19 protein-coding genes are annotated in these 18867 nt (G+C 58.0%); 1 reads left to right on the top strand and 18 read right to left on the bottom strand.

What is annotated here, in order from left to right; all coding sequences use genetic code 11:
- Window positions 1-16: 16 nt before the first annotated feature.
- Window positions 17-418, bottom strand: coding sequence for a helix-turn-helix domain-containing protein (locus tag LDN04_RS04820; RefSeq protein WP_223907022.1), 402 nt, complete (start codon window positions 416-418; stop codon window positions 17-19).
- A gap of 95 nt (window positions 419-513) precedes the next feature.
- On the opposite strand from LDN04_RS04820, the gene LDN04_RS04815 reads away from it, so the two are divergent.
- Window positions 514-1365, top strand: a complete 852-nt coding sequence (locus LDN04_RS04815) for an SDR family oxidoreductase (RefSeq protein ID WP_223907019.1) — start codon at window positions 514-516, stop codon at window positions 1363-1365.
- A gap of 114 nt (window positions 1366-1479) precedes the next feature.
- Here LDN04_RS04815 and LDN04_RS04810 read toward each other — a convergent pair whose 3' ends face one another.
- The 17 genes from LDN04_RS04810 to LDN04_RS04730 all read right to left on the bottom strand — a co-directional run bounded on the left by LDN04_RS04810 (window position 1480) and on the right by LDN04_RS04730 (window position 18846).
- Window positions 1480-2466 (bottom strand): hypothetical protein, encoded by a 987-nt coding sequence (locus LDN04_RS04810; protein WP_223907017.1) that lies wholly within the window; start codon window positions 2464-2466, stop codon window positions 1480-1482.
- A 3-nt stretch (window positions 2467-2469) separates the two neighbouring features.
- Window positions 2470-3450: a DGQHR domain-containing protein gene (locus tag LDN04_RS04805; RefSeq protein WP_223907014.1), complete on the bottom strand. Its 981-nt coding sequence runs from the start codon at window positions 3448-3450 to the stop codon at window positions 2470-2472.
- A gap of 53 nt (window positions 3451-3503) precedes the next feature.
- Window positions 3504-3923 (bottom strand): type II toxin-antitoxin system VapC family toxin, encoded by a 420-nt coding sequence (locus LDN04_RS04800; protein ID WP_223907011.1) that lies wholly within the window; start codon window positions 3921-3923, stop codon window positions 3504-3506.
- Window positions 3920-4201 (bottom strand): type II toxin-antitoxin system Phd/YefM family antitoxin, encoded by a 282-nt coding sequence (locus LDN04_RS04795; RefSeq protein WP_223907009.1) that lies wholly within the window; start codon window positions 4199-4201, stop codon window positions 3920-3922. The genes LDN04_RS04800 and LDN04_RS04795 overlap by 4 nt, the downstream gene beginning before the upstream one ends.
- 120 nt (window positions 4202-4321) lie before the next feature.
- Entirely contained in the window at window positions 4322-5554 is a 1233-nt protein-coding gene (locus LDN04_RS04790; RefSeq protein ID WP_223907008.1) for an LL-diaminopimelate aminotransferase, read from the bottom strand.
- Between the two features lie 200 nt (window positions 5555-5754).
- On the bottom strand, window positions 5755-6555 hold the full coding sequence (gene dapB, locus LDN04_RS04785; protein WP_223907005.1) for a 4-hydroxy-tetrahydrodipicolinate reductase: 801 nt from the start codon (window positions 6553-6555) through the stop codon (window positions 5755-5757).
- Window positions 6556-6666: 111 nt separating this feature from the next.
- Window positions 6667-7539 (bottom strand): 4-hydroxy-tetrahydrodipicolinate synthase, encoded by an 873-nt coding sequence (gene dapA, locus LDN04_RS04780; RefSeq protein ID WP_223907002.1) that lies wholly within the window; start codon window positions 7537-7539, stop codon window positions 6667-6669.
- Between the two features lie 41 nt (window positions 7540-7580).
- Window positions 7581-8264, bottom strand: a complete 684-nt coding sequence (locus LDN04_RS04775; protein ID WP_223907000.1) for a WG repeat-containing protein — start codon at window positions 8262-8264, stop codon at window positions 7581-7583.
- Between the two features lie 242 nt (window positions 8265-8506).
- Window positions 8507-9256, bottom strand: a complete 750-nt coding sequence (locus LDN04_RS04770) for a fibronectin type III domain-containing protein (RefSeq protein WP_223906997.1) — start codon at window positions 9254-9256, stop codon at window positions 8507-8509.
- Window positions 9257-9467: 211 nt separating this feature from the next.
- Window positions 9468-10862, bottom strand: coding sequence for an argininosuccinate lyase (argH, locus tag LDN04_RS04765; RefSeq protein WP_223906994.1), 1395 nt, complete (start codon window positions 10860-10862; stop codon window positions 9468-9470).
- 175 nt (window positions 10863-11037) lie between these two features.
- A complete protein-coding gene (locus LDN04_RS04760; RefSeq protein ID WP_223906991.1) occupies window positions 11038-12201 on the bottom strand; it encodes a hypothetical protein in 1164 nt (387 codons plus the stop codon).
- Window positions 12202-12376: 175 nt separating this feature from the next.
- On the bottom strand, window positions 12377-12820 hold the full coding sequence (locus LDN04_RS04755; protein WP_223906988.1) for an NUDIX domain-containing protein: 444 nt from the start codon (window positions 12818-12820) through the stop codon (window positions 12377-12379).
- Between the two features lie 202 nt (window positions 12821-13022).
- On the bottom strand, window positions 13023-14243 hold the full coding sequence (locus LDN04_RS04750; RefSeq protein WP_223906986.1) for an argininosuccinate synthase: 1221 nt from the start codon (window positions 14241-14243) through the stop codon (window positions 13023-13025).
- Window positions 14244-14408: 165 nt separating this feature from the next.
- Complete coding sequence (gene argF / locus LDN04_RS04745; RefSeq protein WP_223906983.1) at window positions 14409-15320, bottom strand: ornithine carbamoyltransferase; 912 nt, start codon at window positions 15318-15320, stop codon at window positions 14409-14411.
- A 19-nt stretch (window positions 15321-15339) separates the two neighbouring features.
- On the bottom strand, window positions 15340-16536 hold the full coding sequence (locus tag LDN04_RS04740; protein WP_223906980.1) for an acetylornithine transaminase: 1197 nt from the start codon (window positions 16534-16536) through the stop codon (window positions 15340-15342).
- Between the two features lie 143 nt (window positions 16537-16679).
- The gene (argB, locus tag LDN04_RS04735) at window positions 16680-17558 is read right to left on the bottom strand and encodes an acetylglutamate kinase (protein WP_223906978.1); all 879 of its coding nucleotides are present in this window, start codon (window positions 17556-17558) and stop codon (window positions 16680-16682) included.
- A 163-nt stretch (window positions 17559-17721) separates the two neighbouring features.
- Window positions 17722-18846: a hybrid sensor histidine kinase/response regulator gene (locus LDN04_RS04730; RefSeq protein WP_223906975.1), complete on the bottom strand. Its 1125-nt coding sequence runs from the start codon at window positions 18844-18846 to the stop codon at window positions 17722-17724.
- Window positions 18847-18867 lie beyond the last annotated feature (21 nt).

The following is an 18867-nucleotide window of genomic DNA, read 5'->3' as shown; positions in this document are numbered from 1 at the left end:
GCAACCTGATGAGGAGTCAAGCTCCGGAGCGTCGCTTCACGGTCTGTTGCGACGTCAGAATAGTGGTCAGATTCGTTTCTATCCAATCCGTCAACGCTTCGACCTTCTCGCCGATTTCCCTGCCCAACGGGGTCAGGGAATACTCCACGTGGGGCGGCACGACAGGCAGGGAAATCCGGTCGATAAAACCGTCGCTTTCCAGACTCTGAAGGGTTTGTGCCAGCATCTTCTCACTCACCCCACCCACCTTGCGACGCAGTTCACTGAACCGATGCGTCCCCCCCATCAAGGCGACCAGTACCAGCACTCCCCAGCGACTGGTGACATGCTGAAGGATCTGGCGTGACGGACAGTTGACGCAAAACAGCTCTCCCCGCTCTATTTTCTGCAATAATTTCGAAGTTTCAGACGTGCCCATCACACTTACCTTTTTGTGCGTACTTACTTTTCGTAAGTATAGCTGGTATGCTCAGTTCATGCAACACAATACACGTAACTGAAAGGAGCATTACCATGGTAGTCATCACGGGAGCAACCGGGCAATTGGGCCGTTTGGTCATCGCATCCTTGCTGCAGAAAGTACCGGCATCCGACATTGTCGCCGCGGTCCGCAATGTCGACAAAGCCAAAGACCTGGCGGCATTGGGGGTGCAGGTACGTCACGCCGACTATACCTTGCCCGCGACGTGGGATGATGCCCTGAAAGGGGCAGACAGGCTGCTGCTGATCTCGTCGAGCGAAATCGGGCAGCGGGTCAGTCAGCATCGTACCGTCATCGAGGCAGCCCAGAGAGCAGGCATAAAGCTGCTGCTCTACACGAGCGTTCTGCACGCCGACACGTCACCTCTGGGGCTTGCCGGTGAGCACCGGGAGACGGAACAGATCATCCGGGCATCCGGCCTTCCTCACGTACTGTTACGCAATGGCTGGTACACCGAGAACTATACCGCCGGCGTACCTGCGGCGCTGGCACATGGTGCGGTCTGTGGCTGTGCCGGCAACGGCCGGATTGCCTCGGCGGCACGAAAGGACTATGCAGAAGCAGCAGCAGTTGCCCTCACCACCGACAACCATGCCGGTCGTACCTATGGACTGGCTGGTGATTATGCCTATACCTTGGGAGACCTTGCCGCGGAGATCTCCCGGCAATCGGGCAGGAACATCAACTACGTCAATATGGCCGAGCCTGAGTACAAACAACTGCTTGTGAGTGCAGGATTGCCCGAGCCGATTGCAGCATTGCTGTCGGATTCGGATACGGGAGCCTCACACGGCGCACTGTTCGACGACAGTCATCAACTCAGCACCTTGATTGGGCGGGCTACGACACCAATGGCAACATCCGTTGCCGAGGCGTTACGCTAAGCTGTCCGGTAACGGGATCAGCACGCAATTTTGCACTGGAAACAGTAAAGGCGGCCGATTGGCCGCCTTGTGAATTAAGTAAACTGTCCCTGGAATACCTACCAATTTTATCTCTCAACAATTAAAACTAAAATCGGGTTTATTTCTATTAATCTGTTTCACAAGAGATAATGTACCTAACTTGTGAAATGATTTACCAGTAGTACAACGTGAAGACATGTCAATAACCATATCACGACATATTGATATTATTAATGTGCAAGTCTCAGTAAATTTTTGAAGCTCTCTGTCACTGCTGCTCCAGATATTTATTGATAAAGGATCATCTTTCCACTTATCAACAAGATCATGTAAACGTTCATAGTATTTTTTTGAATTGGAATACGGGAACCAAACACCATACTCATGCCTGTAAGTAGTAAGGTTTCTGACATGCGAAAGCCAATTAGAATTCGTAGTTCCCAGTGCTTGGCATAATTCTGATATTTTTGTAGCCACTAGTTGTTTTTCAGTAGATAAACCTTGTCCAGATAAAATTTCATTACTTATCATGCTCATTTGTGACCTAAATACATTCCACATTTTTTCGTGACTAGAGCCGCTCCGAGGAAAATCCAACTTGCTACATCGCAAAACGCTTGTGTTGCCTTCAAAGTGACACTTATAGAATCCACTAGAAATGTGAACATTATGCAACGCGCCGTAAATATCCGCCAATTTTTCTACAGTTGATATTTCATTTGATTCTAATTGAGTACAACTTACTCCCGTAAACCGAAGTATCGCATGCGCCGCATAAAAAGCAGAATAATAAAGTTGGATTATAAACCACGCAGTAGATTTTGGAAGAAAATCGCTCTTCGTAATCCCTAGCAATGTCTCAAAAGAAGCCATCGCCATTCTATTACTATCACAGGCAAAAGCTTTTAAAAGATGATTTAATTCCGAAACAGTTAATTCAAAAGAGGTTGCTTCAACTTGTTTGTATATCTGATATTTTGACAAAGCAAACCAAGCCTGCAATTTTATTTCGGGGTTACCAGAAATTTCATTTATACCAGGCATCCAAAATTGTCTTATATAATTACTAAATACTGGCATTGGTTATATAGTAAAGTCTGTTTTGAATGCTTTGATAAAATGATCCGAAAGAGATTTATGTGATCTACCAGGACTACTTATCAATGATGATTTTATTTTAGGGAACATTGAGCTCATAACTTCTAAATAATTATCTGCTTTATAATCAGGGCCAAATCTATCCTTAACTCTTTGTACTATTTCAGGAAATACATGTAATATTGCCCTAAAAACGAACGGATTTGTTACTTGCTTATCAACTTTAATACTTCTCAAACCATATATGAATGTTTCTAAATAAGCAGAAAGTGCTGAAAATATATAATCAACATCTTTATCAATGAATAGTGGGAGTAATGGCTTTAAGGCCGTATTGAATGTAACTCTGGTAATTTTATCGCTTGTTCTACTCGATGGGCTTAATTTCCCAATCAATGGACTATTCAGTTCGGTATTAAATATATCGAACAACTCTCTCATCAATTGTTCGCTCTCGTTTTCATACTCTGCAAGTTTTTTTATATCAAGCAATAACTCACTTGGGACAGGACGTTGCCTCGTATTTATATCAATAAAAAGGCGGGATTCATCCCTTCGGCTTAAATTATTATAGATTACTACTGGCACCCTAAGTGCTGTCTTGGCTAATGAAAATCCATATACACGATGTTGTCCGTCGAGGATAAGGAAGGACTTTGGCGTAATTTTAAATTCGAGGGTCTTACCTCTTCCGATAATACTAAGTTCAGCTTCAGGTTGCGCAGACAGAATAATTGACGTTGGAATTGTACCTAGTCCGTTATCAATATATGTTGCTATTTCAGCTGCCCGCTTTGGATCAAGCAACCGCTGGAACCCTTGATGAGGATCTTCATCTCTGGTGGAAACAAAGCATGATTTAGCTAAAATATCGCTTGGCATAGAAAGGGTATAGAATCTATGGTCACCTTGTGTAATCAAGCTTACAGAATATCTACCTATACCAGGATTAGTTTCAGCTTTCATTGAATCCTCCTATATATTTTGACGGCGGGGAATTCCGGGACAGTTTACCTAATTCACGTCCACGGATTAATAACCCGCGCCTTGCATCTCTCAATATCCCTGACATTGCGCGTCACTATTACCAATCCATGAGCAGCAGCAGTGGCCGCAATGAGCGAATCCATTACCGGCAGTTTCTCGCCCGCCTGTTCCGCCTCTCCTTGAAGCCTTCCCCAGCAAAGCGCCGTTTCAAGATCGATTTCAAGAATACGGCCAGCAAATCGCTCAACCAGATCGAGCGCCACCCACGCCTGCAGCTCGTCTTTTTTTGCGCCACCCGGGAGCTTGCTGATCCCTTTCTGCAACTCGCCCAGGTTCAGGACACTTAGAAACAGCTTCTGTTCATCCTGCTTGTCCAGCCAGCTCACCACTGCCGGATTCGGCTCCTTCTTTACCAGTTCGGATATCAGGCAGGTATCGAGCAGATACTTCACAACTCCACCTCACGGGAGAGATCGGCGCTACGACTAAGATCGAGTTCGACATCATGCAGGGGAGATTGCCGGAAAAACTGTGATAATCCAGTTCGAGGCAACGTCAGTTTGCGATATTCATCGAAAGAAACAACCACTGCAGCGGGCTTGCCCCGCAACGTTATTGTCTGGGGGCCATCATGCAGGGCAGAATCAACCACTTGGCTCAAGCGGTTCTTTGCTTCCTGAAGCTGCCACTCCCGATCATGGGGGGTGCGATCCGTCTTGTTGGCTCTCATCGTATCCTCCACTATTAACCTAGACAGTCTAGCCAGTAAAGAGTAGCACAGCACTGATATTAAATCACCTATAAATTATGCCACCAAAAACAAAGGGCGCCTCAATGGGCGCCCTCGGCATTACTTCAAATTCTTCTTTATCCTCTCCACCGCCTCAATCACATTCTCGCGATGGCCGAAGGCCGAGAGCCGGAAGAAACCTTCGCCGCTCGGACCAAAGCCGGAGCCGGGCGTCCCGACCACGTTGCATTCGGTGAGAAGCTTGTCGAAGAAGTCCCAGGAGCTCATCCCGCCCGGCGTCTTGAGCCAGATGTACGGAGCATCCACGCCGCCGTAGCAGGTGACGCCGGCCTCTTTCAGCCCTTCACGGATGATGCGGGCGTTCTCCATGTAGTAGTCGATGATCTCCCTGGTCTGCTTCCACCCTTCGTCGGAGTAGACCGCGGCGGCGGCGCGCTGGACCGGGTAGGAGGCGCCGTTGAACTTTGTGGTGGTGCGGCGCAGCCAGAGCTTGTTGAAGCTGTACCGCTCGCCCGTGCTGGTGGTCCCCATCACCTCTTCCGGCACGACCACCAGGCCGCAGCGGACACCGGTGAAGCCGGCAGTCTTGGAGAAGGAGCGGAACTCGATGGCGCACTTCTTGGCTCCTTCGATCTCGTAGATGGAGTGGGGGATCTCCGGGTTGGTGATGAACGCCTCATAGGCGGCGTCGAAGAAGATCACCGCATCGTTGGCGTTGGCGTAGTCGACCCACTTCTTCAGCTCGGCCTTGCTGGCCACGGTGCCGGTCGGGTTGTTGGGGAAGCAGAGGTAGATGATGTCCACCTTGCTTGTCGGGAGCGAAGGGATGAAGTTATTCGCCTCGTTGCACGGCATGTAGACGATGTTCTTGTAGTACCCCTTCTCGTCCGCCTCGCCGGTGCGGCCGATCATGACGTTCGTATCGTTATACACGGGGTAGACAGGGTCGCCGATGGCCACCACGTTGTCCAGGGCAAAGATGTCCAGGATGTTGGCGCAGTCGCACTTGGAGCCGTCGGAGATGAACATCTCCTCGGTCTTGAGGCTGACCCCCAGCGGCTTGTAGGACTTCTCGATGATGGCGTTGATGAGCCAGTCGTATCCTTGCTCCGGGCCGTAGCCGGCGAAGCGCTCGGTGGTGGCCAGGTCGTCCACAGCGTCGTGGAACGCCTTGAGGATGGCGGGGGGGAGCGGACGGGTGACGTCGCCGATCCCCAGGCGGATCACCTTGGCGTCAGGGTTGGCGGCGGAAAATTCGCGCACGCGGCGGCCGATCTCCGGGAAGAGATAGCCGGCTTTGAGTTTCAGGTAGTTGTCGTTGATCTTTGCCACAGTAAATTTCCTCCAATTTCATTTTGTATAAAGGAAATGCCGCATACGCGGCAAATCTGATTTGTGTTCAAAAAGGTTCAGCAATAAACGCGGTATTTTTCGTCCTGGCAAGGCTGTCGAGGAACAGGGCGGAGGCGTACTAGAAGTACGCCGCACAACCGGTTCCGAAGACTTACGCAGCCAGGGCGGAAAAGAACCGTTTATTTTAGACCCAGGACGTCCTGCATGTCGTATAAACCCGGCTTCTTCCCCACCACCCACTGGGCCGCCCGTACCGAGCCGCGGGAGAACATGTCGCGGGTCATGGCCCGGTGGCTGATCTCGATCCGCTCACCTTGGCCTATGAAGTAGACCGTGTGCTCGCCGACGATGTCGCCGCCCCGCACGGTCTGCATGCCGATCTCCTCTTTCGTCCGCTCGCCGCAGATCCCCTCGCGGTGGTAGTTCGCCACCTTGTTGTAGTCGCGCCCGAGCGCCTCGGCCACCACCTCACCCATGCGCACGGCGGTGCCGGAGGGGGCATCCTTCTTCTTGTTGTGGTGCAGCTCCACGATCTCCACGTCGAAGTCGTCACCCAGGGTCCTGGCCACGTCCTTCAGGACCTTGAAGCAGACGTTCACCCCGACGCTCATGTTGGGGGCGAGAACGGCGGGAATCTCTTTCGCCAGTTCGGCTGCCAGAGCCCGCTCCTCGGGGGTGAAGCCGGTGGAACCGATGACGATCGCCTTCTTCTTCAGGGCGCACGCCTCCAGGTTCTTGAGCGACACCTTGGGGGTGGTGAAGTCGATGAGGACATCGCACCCGGCCACCACGGCGTTCAGGTCGTCGGAGATGTTCACCCCCAGCGGGCCGCAGCCGGCGATGAGCCCGGCATCCTGTCCCACCAGCTCGTGCCCCGGCCGCTCCAGCGCACCGGAAACCATGCACCCCGCCTCCTTGGCGGCAACGATGATCCTCTGCCCCATGCGACCCGCAGCCCCGCAGACAGCTATTTTAACCATTGAAAACCTCTTCAGGCTGAAGACTGAAGGCTGAAGGAAAAACCTCCAACCATCCGTCACCCGCCTTGAGTTTATTTATTCTGCTTCAGCCTTCGGTCGTCAGCCTTCAGACTAGATCAACTGATATTCCTTCATGATGGCCGCCAGTTTCGCCTTGTTCCCCGCCCCCATCTCGCAGAGGGGGAGCCGTACTTCGTCGGAGCATTTGCCCATGAGCCCCAGGGCTGTCTTGACCGGGATCGGGTTGCTCTCGATGAACATGGCGTTGCCGATCTTGAGGGTCTCCAGGTGGAGCCTGCGGGCGGTTGCCATGTCACCGGCGTAGAAGGCGTCGGTCAGGTCGGCCACGGTCTTCGGCATGATGTTGGCCAGCACCGAGATGACCCCCTTGGCGCCGCAGGCCATCATGGGGAAGGTGATGAAGTCGTCGCCGCAGAGGACGTCGATCTTGTCGCCACAGAGCGCCAGCACTTCGGAGGCCTGCTGGAGGGAACCGGTCGCCTCCTTGATGGCGACGATGTTCTTGTTCGGCGCCAGTCGGGCCACGGTCTCGGGGAGCATGTTGACCCCGGTGCGCCCCGGCACGTTGTAGAGGATCTGGGGGATGGCCACGGCGTCGGCGATGGCGGTGTAGTGGCGCACCAGCCCTTCCTGGGTCGGCTTGTTGTAGTAGGGGGTGACCAGGAGCACGCCGTTGGCCCCGGCCTCCTTGGCCTTCTGGGACAGCTCGATGGCTTCCTGGGTGGAGTTGGAGCCGGTGCCGGCGATGACCGGGACCCGCTTGTTCACCTGTTCGATGACGGTCTTCACCACCGCCATGTGCTCGTCGTAGTCGAGCGTCGAGGCCTCGCCGGTGGTGCCGCACGGCACGATGGCGTCGGTCCCGTTGGTGATCTGGAACTCCACGAGCTCCCGCAGTTTTTCGAAGTCCACCTGGCCGTTAGTGAATGGTGTGACGATGGCTACTATGCTTCCCTTGAACATGACCTGCCTCCTCTAGGAGAATTGACGGATAGTGACGATTGTTATTTGGTCTGCTGCCAGACGATGACGCCCTTCTTGTTGATGTAGGCGGGGCGGTCGTCGTCGGTCTTCACCCGGGCGAGGCCTCCCTTGAAGCTGTCAGCGTCACGGAAACGGGGCTCCACGACCACCTTCCCCTGTTTGTTGATGTAGCCCCACCGCTTTTCCACCTTGACCCGGGCCAACCCTTCGGCGAAGTCGTCAGCATCCTTGAACTGGGGGGGGACGATCACCTTCCCATTGAGGTCAATGAATCCCCACTTGCCGTCCTTCTTGACCCGGGCGACCCCTTCGTGGAAATCGCCGGCGTCCTCATAGACGGGGGGAATCAGTTCGGTGAAGGCATGGTCTACAAACCCCATCCCCTTCTTTCCCTTGACCCGGCCGCGTCCTTCCTCGAATTCGTCGACCCCTTCGTAGCGAAGAGCCATTACCTTGCCGGCGGGGTTCATGTACCCCCACACGCCATCCTTCTCGACCCGGATGAATCCTTCCTGGAACCGGCCGCGAACCGAATCGAACTGGGGCGCCACGACCACCCTGCCGCCGGCGTCGATGAACCCGGTCTTGCCGTTCTGCTCGATCTCGAAGAGAGCCGGCTGCTTATCGGCTCCGGCGGCCAGCACCGGACTGGAAACAGAAAGGAGACACGCGCCGACGAGAGAAACGACTATTCCGCGATTCATAGCACCCCCGGAGCCCTTCGCATGTCTTGAGCTTGCGAAAAAGACGCGTTTCGTAGCACCATAGCAACAAACAAGCCTGGTAAATGATAAAAGTGGGTATTTGTACCATATGGGGCGGAAAAAGTCAAAATATTACGCTATGGTAGGGGGTTACGGGGAGGTCATGAATGCCTGGTGCGGATGCGGGCTGAAAGAACGGGGGTGAACGCCGCAGATGTCCGGCGGCCGCGGCGTTGCCGGTGCTACTCTGGCAACGCCTGCCCGCCCGTCGCCTCGTTGGAGATGGCCCCTTCCACGAGTTGGCCGGCGGCGGAGACCACTTCCCGCACCATGTAGGTATAGGTGACGCCGAAATCGACGTGCAGGTCCTCGTAGCGGTTCCCCTTCACCGGCTGGGGGGTAAGAAGCGCGAGGGTAGCGATGTCGCTCCCCCGCCGGCGGTAGACGTTGAAGCCTGCGCGGTCCGTCCCGGCACCGGGTGCCGGTTGCCATTCCAGGGTCACGCCGGTGGGGGTGGATGTCGCGGTCAGCCGGGGAGCGGCGGGAGAGGCGACTTTCTTGCTGCGGGCTCGGGAGGGGGCGCTTTCCGCACCCTCTTTGTTGTAGGCGATCAGCTTGTACTGGTAGGTGGTACCGTTTTTCAGGCTGGCATCGGTGAAGATGTAGAGATTGTTGTAGACCTGGACCCCCTTGGGGTACTCCAGGTCCACATCTTGAACGAGTTGGTAGGCGGTGGGGCAGGTCTCGCAGTCCTCTTCGGGGGGGAGCACCTCGCGGCGAAACAGCCTGAACCCTGCCAGGTCCTTGAGTCGTTTCCCGCCCGCATCGCTCGAAGGGGCCGACCAGGTGACGTAGAACTGCTCACCCTTCTGTTCCGCCCGCAGGTTGGTGACGGCGGCCGGCACCAGGGAGTCGGGGGGGACGAGGCCTCCTTTGCGGCCGCAGGCGGCAAGGAGGGTCAACAGCAGTGTCAGCACGAATAATCTGCCCATGGCATTGATCCCGTTCAGCAAAAAGTTATCCTCAATCCGTGAGGGGTGAGTGCTCCGTGGAGCGAATGTGTCCGAGTGCCAGCCTGCTGTAGGCGAAATTGAGCTAAGCCGGGCGAACGGCCGGCGCGAAATGAGCCGTACAGCGGCGGCACGAGGGGACGCTGAGCGGAACGGAGCGCTCGCCCCTCACGGATTTGCAGCAAGGGGCCGGCTACCTCCCCGACTTGACCCGTTCGATCTCCGCCTTCACCCGCTCCAGGGCCGTCCCCCCCGTCGCGCGGCGGGCGTTGACGCTCGCCTCCAGGGTGATGCTGTCGTAGATGTCCTCGCCGATCATGGCGGAGAACCCCTTCCACTCCTCCATGGTCAGCTCCGGCAGGTCCTTGCCGTGGGAGAGACAATAGGCCACCGATTTCCCCACCACCTCGTGGGCGTCCCGGAACGGCATTCCCTGGCGCACCAGGTAATCGGCCACGTCGGTGGCGGTGGAGAACCCCTTGCCCGCCGCACTGCGCATGGTGGCCGCGTTCACTTTCATCTCGCGGATCATGTCGGCGAAGATCTTGAGCGAACCCTTCACTGTGTCGATGGTATCGAACAGCGGTTCCTTGTCCTCCTGCATGTCCTTGTTATAGGCGAGCGGCAGGGATTTCATGACGGTGAGGAGCGCCATCAGGTTGCCGTAAACGCGGCCGGTCTTCCCCCGCACCAGTTCGGGGACGTCCGGGTTCTTCTTCTGGGGCATGATGGAGGAGCCGGTGCAGAAGGAATCGGAGAGGTCGATGAACTTGAACTCGCTGGTGGACCAAAGGATCAGCTCCTCGGAGAAACGGGACAGGTGCATCATCAGGATGGACGAGCCCCCCATGAATTCCAGGGCGAAATCCCGGTCGGAGACGGAATCGAGGGAGTTGCGGGTAACCTCCGGGAAGTCGAGCAGTTCGGCCACGTGCTCCCGGTCGATGGGGAAGGTGGTCCCGGCCAGGGCGCCGGCCCCGAGGGGAAGGACGTTCATCCTCCGCAGGCAGTCCTCCATCCGCCCCTTGTCCCGGGTGAACATCTCCACGTAGGCGAGCATGTGGTGGGCAAAGAGGATCGGCTGGGCGGTCTGGAGATGGGTATACCCCGGCATGATGACGTCCAGGTTCTTCTCGGCCTGGAACAGGAGCGAATCGATGAGGAGGTCCAGGTAGGCGGATATCTCCACCAGTTCGTCCCGCAGGTAGAGGCGGATGTCCAGGGCCACCTGGTCATTGCGGGAGCGGCCGGTGTGGAGCCGTTTTCCCGCCTCGCCAATCCTGGCGGAGAGGCGCGCCTCGATGTTCATGTGGATGTCTTCCAGGGAGACCGAAAAGTCGAACTTCCCCTCCTCGATCTGGCGGAGGATTTCCTGGAGACCATGGACGATCTGCTCCACATCCGCAATGGGGATGATCCCCTGCTTCCCCAGCATCCGGGCATGGGCGATGGAGCCGCGGATATCCTGGTGGTAGAGCCGCTTGTCGAAATCGATGGACGCCGTGAACTCCTCCACAAACTTGTCGGTAGGCTGGGAAAACCGCCCCCCCCAGAGCTTGGTCCCCTCGCCTGTGCATTCCTTGGACATGGTGTATCTCCTTCTATGAAAACTGTCTTATTTGAGTTTTAGTGCCTGTTTTTACTAGAAACGAGCAATTTTTCGCAAGGTCAAGGCGGCCGAAGGATGACGCGGAGGCGTACTGGAGGTACGCCGCACAAGGAATCCAGAAGGCCAACGCAGAGATTGCGGAAAAGTGCCGTTTCTATGCTTCCTGGCCGATTTCGAATCCCGCCACCATCTCTTCCCCACTCACCCTCACCCACTTTTCCTCCGTCGACCAGCGCATGATGGCGTGGACCTTGAGGGGAACCCGGGTGGTGCGGGGGTCGAGCTCGTGGTGCTGGGGTAGATTGAAGTAGTAGAGCCGGGTGCCGGTGCCGAAGCGGAGCCGGCAGAGGGGCGCGCCGCCGAAATCGTCGGTGGAGAACTCCGGCAGCTCGACCTTCGCCAGCTTGTGGTGACGGTTGATGATCACCGCCGACCGGCCGAACTCGCCGGCAGCGGGAGCGTCCTCGATCCGGGTCTCGACGGAGGCGTTGCCGAAGACGGTCACCGTTTCCCGCACGCCGGGGGTATCCTCCAGGTACTCGCCGTAAAAGCCGGTCAGGACCTCCCAGTAGGCCCGGTGCTCAGGCTTGGGGTTGCACTGGATGACGAACAGGGCATCGAGCCCCTGCCGGGTGGAAAAATAGAGCTGGTTGGCATGGTCGACGATCTGCCGGATATTGGAGGAGTACAGGTCGCGGTAGAGGTAGTCCAGGCAGATCAGCACCATGAAATTGAAGCAGGCCGGCCGGCTCCGGAACAGGTAGAAATGGCGGCCGCGGTACAGGTCGTGGACCTTGTCGAGAAACTCTTCCCCGTGGAACGGATGGGACTTGGCTTCCAGGAAGACCCGCAGCTTGCCGTCAGCTTCCTTGATCGCCGTGCAGCACCAGTTGACCGGCATCTCCAGTACGTCGCCGGAATCGATGTCCCGGTCCACCAGCTCGATCGCCTCGCCGTTGTCCTCCCGGAACCGCTCCAGGAACTCCCGGTAAACCTTCAGGGTGACGTGCTCCATCCCGAACATGGTGACCGTGTTGGGGCGGAAGCCGGTCCTGATCCTCTCCAGCAGCTCGTCGAAGCGGGCAAAGGGGATGGAACTCTCGGGGAGCATGAGGAAGTGAAGCTTCTTCAGGTTGCTCTCCCCCGTCACCGCAAGGTCGAGGAGCGCCTCCACCTGGGCCCATTTCCGTGCCGGTTCCGCCAGCGCGAACCCCGCCTCGGCCCGCCGCAGGTGGTTGGGAATCTGGGCGATGAGACAGTGGAGATGGTGCCCCAGGGGGAACTCCAGGTTGACCTTTTTGTCGACGATCTGGACCATGAGAACCTTTTTTTACCACAGAGGTCGCAGAGAAGAAAAAATTCTAGCTTTCTACAGGAGCGCGATTTTTTCGCAAGATCAAGGCTGTCGAGGGATTGCGCGGAGGCGTACTGGAAGTACGCCGCACAAGCGGTCCCGAAGACTTACGCGGAGATTGCGGAAAAGGCGCGCTCCCTCACACGTCGCAGCTGCAGAGTTCCGGGAACACCTTCCCCAGGATAAATCTCGTCCCGTCCGGCATGCTGTACTGCGACAGCTCGTTTCGCGGCACCCAGCGGGCCTCGGCCACCTCCCCCGGGTTGTGGTTGATGGCGCAGGAGAGGGGACGGCAGAGGTAGAAGAGGATGATGAAGTGGTCGTTGTCGTCCCCCGGCGTCAGGTGCTCGAAGACGTCGACGAGGTCCTCCACCTCCACCTCCAGGCCGACCTCCTCCATCACCTCCCGGTGGAGCGCCTTCATGATCGGCTCCCCCAGGTCGATCTTGCCGCCGGGCATGACCCAGAGGTCCTGGAACGGCTGGATGCTCCGCTTGGTCAGGAGGACCCGCTCGTCGGCATCGACGATGACCGCCACCACCGACGTGACGATATGCTGTTTTTTGTACTTTATCTGGGGCATAGAATGACGGCAGGGGCACGGCACTCGCTTGCGCGTCAAACGCTTCAGCGTGCAGGCGCCGTGCCCCTTCCTGTTAGAATTTGGGGAATACGGATTTTTTGCAAGGTCAAGGCGCTCAAGGGATGACGCGGAGGCGTAGCAGCGCTACGCCGCACAAGGAATCCCGAAGAGCAACGCCGAGATTGCGGAAAAGCCGTATTCCCTATTTTTTCTTGTTGGCCTGCATGAGCGACTGAATCCGCATCCGCAAACTGTTGATCTTGATGAACCCTTCGGCATCGGCTTGGTTGTAGACTTTGTCCTTTTCGAACGTGGCGAAGTCGAGGTTGAAGAGGGAGTCGGTCTCCGACTTGCGCCCGACAGTGCGGCAGTGCCCCTTGTAGAGCTTCAGACGGGCCACACCGTTCACCGTTTTTTGCGAATCGTCGATAAGGGTCTGGAGCATGAGCCGTTCCGGAGAGAACCAGTAGCCTGCGTAGACCTGCCAGGCATACTGGGGGATGAGGGAGTCGCGAATCCGCAGCACCTCCCGGTCCATGGTGATCTGCTCAACCGCCATGTGGGCCTCGCGGAGGATGGTGCCGCCCGGGGTCTCGTAGACGCCCCTGGACTTCATCCCCACCGAGCGGTTCTCCAGCAGGTCCACCCGGCCGATGCCGTGCTGGCCGCCGATGTAGTTGAGATGGGCCAGGAGCTGGGCCGGGGTCATCTTTTCGCCATCCACCGCCACCGCATTGCCGTTCTTGAATTCGATCTCCACGTACTGGGGCTTGTTGGGTGCCTTCTCCGGCTTGACGGTAAGGACATACATCTCCTCGGGCGCCTCGGCCCAGGTGTCCTCCAGGATGCCACCCTCGAAGGAGATGTGGAGGAGGTTCCGGTCGCTCGACCAGGGACGCTTCTTGGTGATCGGAATGGGGATGCCGTTTTTCTTGGCATAGGCAATCAGGGCCTGGCGGCTATTGAGCTTCCACTCACGCCACGGGGCGATGACCGTGATGGCCGGGTCGAAATGGTAGTAGCCCAACTCGAAGCGGACCTGGTCGTTCCCCTTGCCGGTGGCGCCGTGGGAGACGGCGTCCGCCCCCTCGATCTTCGCGATCTCCATCTGCCGCTTGGCGATGAGCGGGCGGGCGATGGAGGTACCGAGGAGGTAGTGCCCCTCGTAGATGGCATTGGCACGGAACATGGGGTAGACGAAATCGCGAACGAACTCTTCCTTCAGGTCGTCGATGTAGACCTTGTCCGCACCGGTCGCCAGGGCCTTGTCCCGGATCGGGGTCAGCTCGTCCCCCTGCCCCAGATCGGCGGAAAAGGTAACCACCTGGCAGCCGTACTCGTTCTTCAGCCACTTCAGGATGATGGAGGTATCCAGCCCGCCGGAATAGGCAAGGACAATTTTCTTCACTTCTTTCTTGGCCATGAAGTCTCTCCTTTGTCTTGAATTCAGACTTAATATGTTTGTAATTGAAACGAGCAATTTTTCGCAAGGTCAAGGCGATCAAGGGACGACGCGGAGGCGTACTGGAAGTACGCCGCACAAGGAGTCCCGAAGATCAACGCAGAGATTGCGGAAAAGGGCCGTTTCCTATGCCATTAAAGTGGCCATGATGGCTTTTTGGATATGCAACCGGTTCTCCGCCTCGTCCCAGACCGCCGAGTGGGGCCCCTCGATGACGTCGTCGGCAATCTCCTCCCCCCGGTGGGCGGGAAGGCAGTGGAGCACCATACAGTTCCCCTTTGCCAGGTTGACGAGCGCCTCGTCCAGCTGGTAGCCGGCGAATGCCTTCTCCCGCTCCTTTTGCTCCGCCTCCTGACCCATGCTGGCCCAGACGTCGGTATTGAGGACATCGGCGTCCTTCACCGCTTCCCGCGGGTCGGCGGTCAGGGTGACTCTGCCGGGGGCCTTGGCCTGCGCCCACGCCATCACCTGCGTGTCCGGCTCATACCCCTTCGGGCAGGCGAGGGCCAGGTCGAAGCCGAAGATGGCCGCCGCCTCGATCCAGGTGTTGGCCATGTTGTTGCCGTCCCCCACCCAGGCGATCTTGAGCCCTTCATAGCTCCCCCTCGCCTCGATGACCGTGAAGAGGTCGGCCATGATCTGGCAGGGGTGGAACAGGTCGGTAAGGCCGTTGATCACCGGCACGGAACTGTACCGGGCGAACTCGTCCACGACCTCCTGGCCAAAGGTGCGGATCATCACCCCGTCGCAGTAGCGGGCCATGACCCGGGCCGTGTCCTTGATCGGCTCTCCCCGCCCCATCTGGGAGGTGCCGGAGGAGATGAAGAGGCCGTGGCCACCCAACTGATAGATCCCCACCTCGAAGGAAATCCGGGTCCGGGTGGAGGATTTCTCGAAGATCATGGCGAGGGTCTTCCCCTTGAGGAGATGGTGCTCGACCCCCTTTTTCTGCTTCGCCTTGAGGTCCCGGGTCAGGGTAAACAGGTCATCCAGCTCCGGCTTGGAAAAGTCGCTCAGTTTGAGAAAATGGTTCCGCATCGTCCGTCCTTGTCCCCTCTCAGGGGGTTATTTCCGCCAGGATGCCGTCGAGAATCACGATCATCCGGTCAATTTCCTGTTTGGTCACCACGAGGGGGGGAACGAAACGGAGCACCGTGTCGTGGGTCACGTTGAGGAGCACCCCCCGCTCCAGTCCCTTCTTCACGATGTCGCCGGCGGGGAAGGCAAGCCCCATCCCGATCATGAGGCCGATGCCGCGCACCTCGGTGACGAAGGGATATTTCCCCTTGAGCATTTCCAGTTCTCCGAGGAGATAGTCGCCGATCTCCTCGGTCCGGTTGAGGATACCCTCCTCCAGAATGGTCCGGACCGTCGCCAGGGCCGCCGCGGTCACCAGCGGGTTACCGCCGAAGGTAGAGCCGTGGGTGCCGGGCGAGAAGGCGGCCGCGACCGCGTCCCGCGCCAGCATGGTGCCGATGGGGGCACCGCCGGCCAGCGCCTTGGCCAGGGTCATGATGTCGGGGGTGACGCCGAAATGTTCGTGGGCGAAGAGCTTGCCGGTGCGCCCCATCCCCACCTGGACCTCGTCGAAGATGAGGAGCAGGTTGTGCTCGTCGCAGAGTTGCCGCACCGCCTGGAAATAGCCGGGAGACGGTACGTTCACCCCACCTTCCCCCTGAATCGGCTCCAGCATCACCGCACAGGTATTGGGAGAGATAGCCGCCGCGAGGGCCGGAACGTCGTCGAAGGGAACATGCCGGAAGCCGTGGAGGAGCGGATCGAAGAACTTTTGCACCTTCTCCTGGCCGGTGGCGGAAACGGTCGCCATGGTCCGGCCATGGAACGACTCGGCGGCGGTGATGATCTCGTACCGCTCCAGGCCGAAGGTGTCGCGGCTGTATTTGCGGGCCAGCTTGATGGCCGCCTCGTTGGCCTCGGCCCCGCTGTTGCAGAAAAACGCCTTGTCGGCGAAGGAGTGGCTACAGAGCAGTTCCGCCAGTTCGATCTGCTGGGGGATGTGGTAGTAGTTGGAGCAATGGATGAGCGTCGCCGCCTGCTGCTGCAGGGCTGCCACCACCCGGGGATGGCAGTGCCCCAGGTTATTGACCGCTACCCCTCCCAGGAAATCCAGGTATTCCTTCCCGTCCGCATCCCAGAGCCGGCACCCCTCCCCCCGCACGGGGACAAGGGGGTACCTGCCGTAGGTCTTCATGACATACTTGTCAGCTTTGGCAATCCATTCAGCGCTGTTCATCGTTTATTGTCCTCTCACACGTCCCTTAAAACGTGATTTTTTCGCAAGGTCAAGGCGAACAAGGGATAACACGGAGGCGTACTAAAGGTACGCCGCACAAGGAATCCCGAAGTTCAACGCGGAGATTGCGGAAAAGGCGCGTTTTATTTCTGTATCTCCGTCCCGACGCCGACGTCGGTGAAAATTTCCAGCAATACCGCATGGAGTACGCGACCGTCGACGATATGGGCCTTTTTCACCCCGTCCCGGAGGGCATCGACGCAGCAGGTCACCTTGGGGATCATCCCGCCGGTGATGGTGCCGTTGTCGATGAGCGCCGGCACGTCATCCAGGGCGATGCTGGTCAGGAGTTCCCCGGCCTGGTTCTTCACCCCGGCCACGTCGGTGAGCAGGATCAACTTTTCCGCCTTGAGGGCACCGGCTACCTTCCCCGCCACCAGGTCGGCGTTGATGTTGTAGCTTTCGCCCCCCTCACCGACCCCCACCGGGGCGATGACCGGCAGGAACTTGCCGTGCTCCAGGGTCTGGATCAGCTCCTGGTTCACCTTGACCACATCCCCCACGTAGCCGATATCCACTTGCTCAACACTCCCGTCGTCCCGCTTCACCTCCTGCAGAAGCTTCCTGCAGAGGAGCAGGTTGCCGTCCTTCCCCGACAGCCCCACCGCCCGGCCGCCATGCTGGTTGAGATAGCCGACCACATCCTTGTTCACCTGGCCGGTCAGCACCATCTCCACCACCGCCATGGTCGCGGCATCGGTAACCCGCATCCCCCTGACGAACTCGGAGACGATGCCGTACCGCTTGAGGGTCTCGTTGATCTGGGGGCCGCCTCCATGGACAACGACCGGATTGATGCCGAGGGACTTGAGGAGGATCACGTCGAGGGCGAAGGATTCCTTGAGCGCCTCGTCGGCCATGGCATGGCCGCCGTACTTGATGACGATGGTCTTGCCGGCAAAGCGCCTGATGTAGGGAAGCGCTTCCATCAAGGTCGTGGCTTTTTCGATCAGTTTCTGCATCCTGGCTCTCCGTCTGGTCGCTGGCGGCCTGCGACGGCGGTGAAACCCCGTCGGCCGCAACCGAAAGGTGTAACTATAGCAGAAAAGCCTAAATAATCAACAGCAAAGAGGGGTTAGCACTGCATGTGGAACCTGCGGGGGAGAGAGACCTGGGTGCGTGTTGTCAGGGCTGCTGGGGGGATTGTGCCGGAAGGGTGATGGTTACCCGGGTGCCGCGCCCCGGTTCGCTCTCCATGGAAATGGTACCGCCATGGAGCCGGACGAACTGCCGCGCGTAGTAGAGGCCGAGGCCGAACCCGCGGATCTGGCCGGTCTTGGCGGTGTCCACCTGGTAGAACTTCTCGAACACCTTGGGGAGTTCCTCCCGTGCAATCCCCTCCCCACCGTCCTCCACCGTGATCCGGCAGAGATCGCCGTTCCGCGTGAGGGAAATGGCCACCTTCCCCGTCTCGCGGGAAAACTTGTAGGCATTGTCTATCACCTGCTTGATGGCGAAGGCGATCTTCTCCCGGTCAAAGAGGAGCTCGGGGAGCGGTTCGAGGTCGAAGCGGGTTTCCACCCCCGGCCGGCGAGGGACTTCCCTGGATGTCTGGAGAGCCTCCATGACCAGGTCGCCGAGCAGGACCGGTTCAAGCCTGAGCCCCCCCGTGTCCATCACCCGGGTGAAGGCGAGGAGATCGGCCACCAGCCGCTCCAGGTAGCACGCCTCTTCGTGGACCAGACCCAGGTTGCGGCGGCTTTCCGGATTGTCGGGATCGTACACCCCGCCGGAAAGGTTCTGGAGGAAGAGGGATATGGACGTAATGGGGGTGCGGAACTTGTGGGAGATAAGGGAGAGGAAGTTGGACTTGAGCCGGTCCAGGTTCCTGAGGTTGGCGACCTCCTCCTTGAGGGCCTTTTTGTCCAGCGCCTTGTCCACGGCGGTCTTGAGCTGGAGGAGATTGAGCGGCTTGGAGATGAAGTCGTCCGCATCCGCCTTGAGGGCGTTGAGGATGATCTCTTTCTCGGCGAAGCCGGTCATGACGATGACCACGAGAGTCGGGTCCATCTCCTTGAGCCGCTTCAGGAGTTCAATGCCGGTCATTCTCGGCATCATGACGTCGGTCAGGACGACGTCGATCCCCCCCTTGGCGAAAATCTCCAGCGCCTCCTCGCCATTCCCCGCCTGCAGCACCGTATACCCCTTGAGGGCCTTGCGGCAGAGATCGCGTATGATCGCCTCGTCGTCCACGATCAGGATGGATCGGGATACCTGGTCTCCTGCTTGTAGTTGGTTCGTTTCGGGCATGGCGCGCTCGGTACGTTTACC

It is taken from the genome of Geobacter sp. AOG1, assembly GCF_019972315.1.
GTDB lineage: Bacteria > Desulfobacterota > Desulfuromonadia > Geobacterales > Geobacteraceae > Geomobilimonas.
The sequence above is the reverse complement of the archived record's forward strand: the minus strand, read 5'-3'. Positions and strand labels throughout refer to the sequence as shown.

Coding starts and splice junctions, on each gene's coding strand:
- LDN04_RS04820 (WP_223907022.1), bottom strand. CDS start 418: ATGGGCACGTCTGAAACTTCGAAATTATTGCAGAAAATAGAGCGGGGA.
- LDN04_RS04815 (WP_223907019.1), top strand. CDS start 514: ATGGTAGTCATCACGGGAGCAACCGGGCAATTGGGCCGTTTGGTCATC.
- LDN04_RS04810 (WP_223907017.1), bottom strand. CDS start 2,466: ATGCCAGTATTTAGTAATTATATAAGACAATTTTGGATGCCTGGTATA.
- LDN04_RS04805 (WP_223907014.1), bottom strand. CDS start 3,450: ATGAAAGCTGAAACTAATCCTGGTATAGGTAGATATTCTGTAAGCTTG.
- LDN04_RS04795 (WP_223907009.1), bottom strand. CDS start 4,201: ATGAGAGCCAACAAGACGGATCGCACCCCCCATGATCGGGAGTGGCAG.
- dapB (WP_223907005.1), bottom strand. CDS start 6,555: ATGGTTAAAATAGCTGTCTGCGGGGCTGCGGGTCGCATGGGGCAGAGG.
- dapA (WP_223907002.1), bottom strand. CDS start 7,539: ATGTTCAAGGGAAGCATAGTAGCCATCGTCACACCATTCACTAACGGC.
- LDN04_RS04775 (WP_223907000.1), bottom strand. CDS start 8,264: ATGAATCGCGGAATAGTCGTTTCTCTCGTCGGCGCGTGTCTCCTTTCT.
- LDN04_RS04770 (WP_223906997.1), bottom strand. CDS start 9,256: ATGGGCAGATTATTCGTGCTGACACTGCTGTTGACCCTCCTTGCCGCC.
- argH (WP_223906994.1), bottom strand. CDS start 10,862: ATGTCCAAGGAATGCACAGGCGAGGGGACCAAGCTCTGGGGGGGGCGG.
- LDN04_RS04760 (WP_223906991.1), bottom strand. CDS start 12,201: ATGGTCCAGATCGTCGACAAAAAGGTCAACCTGGAGTTCCCCCTGGGG.
- LDN04_RS04755 (WP_223906988.1), bottom strand. CDS start 12,820: ATGCCCCAGATAAAGTACAAAAAACAGCATATCGTCACGTCGGTGGTG.
- LDN04_RS04750 (WP_223906986.1), bottom strand. CDS start 14,243: ATGGCCAAGAAAGAAGTGAAGAAAATTGTCCTTGCCTATTCCGGCGGG.
- argF (WP_223906983.1), bottom strand. CDS start 15,320: ATGCGGAACCATTTTCTCAAACTGAGCGACTTTTCCAAGCCGGAGCTG.
- LDN04_RS04740 (WP_223906980.1), bottom strand. CDS start 16,536: ATGAACAGCGCTGAATGGATTGCCAAAGCTGACAAGTATGTCATGAAG.
- argB (WP_223906978.1), bottom strand. CDS start 17,558: ATGCAGAAACTGATCGAAAAAGCCACGACCTTGATGGAAGCGCTTCCC.
- LDN04_RS04730 (WP_223906975.1), bottom strand. CDS start 18,846: ATGCCCGAAACGAACCAACTACAAGCAGGAGACCAGGTATCCCGATCC.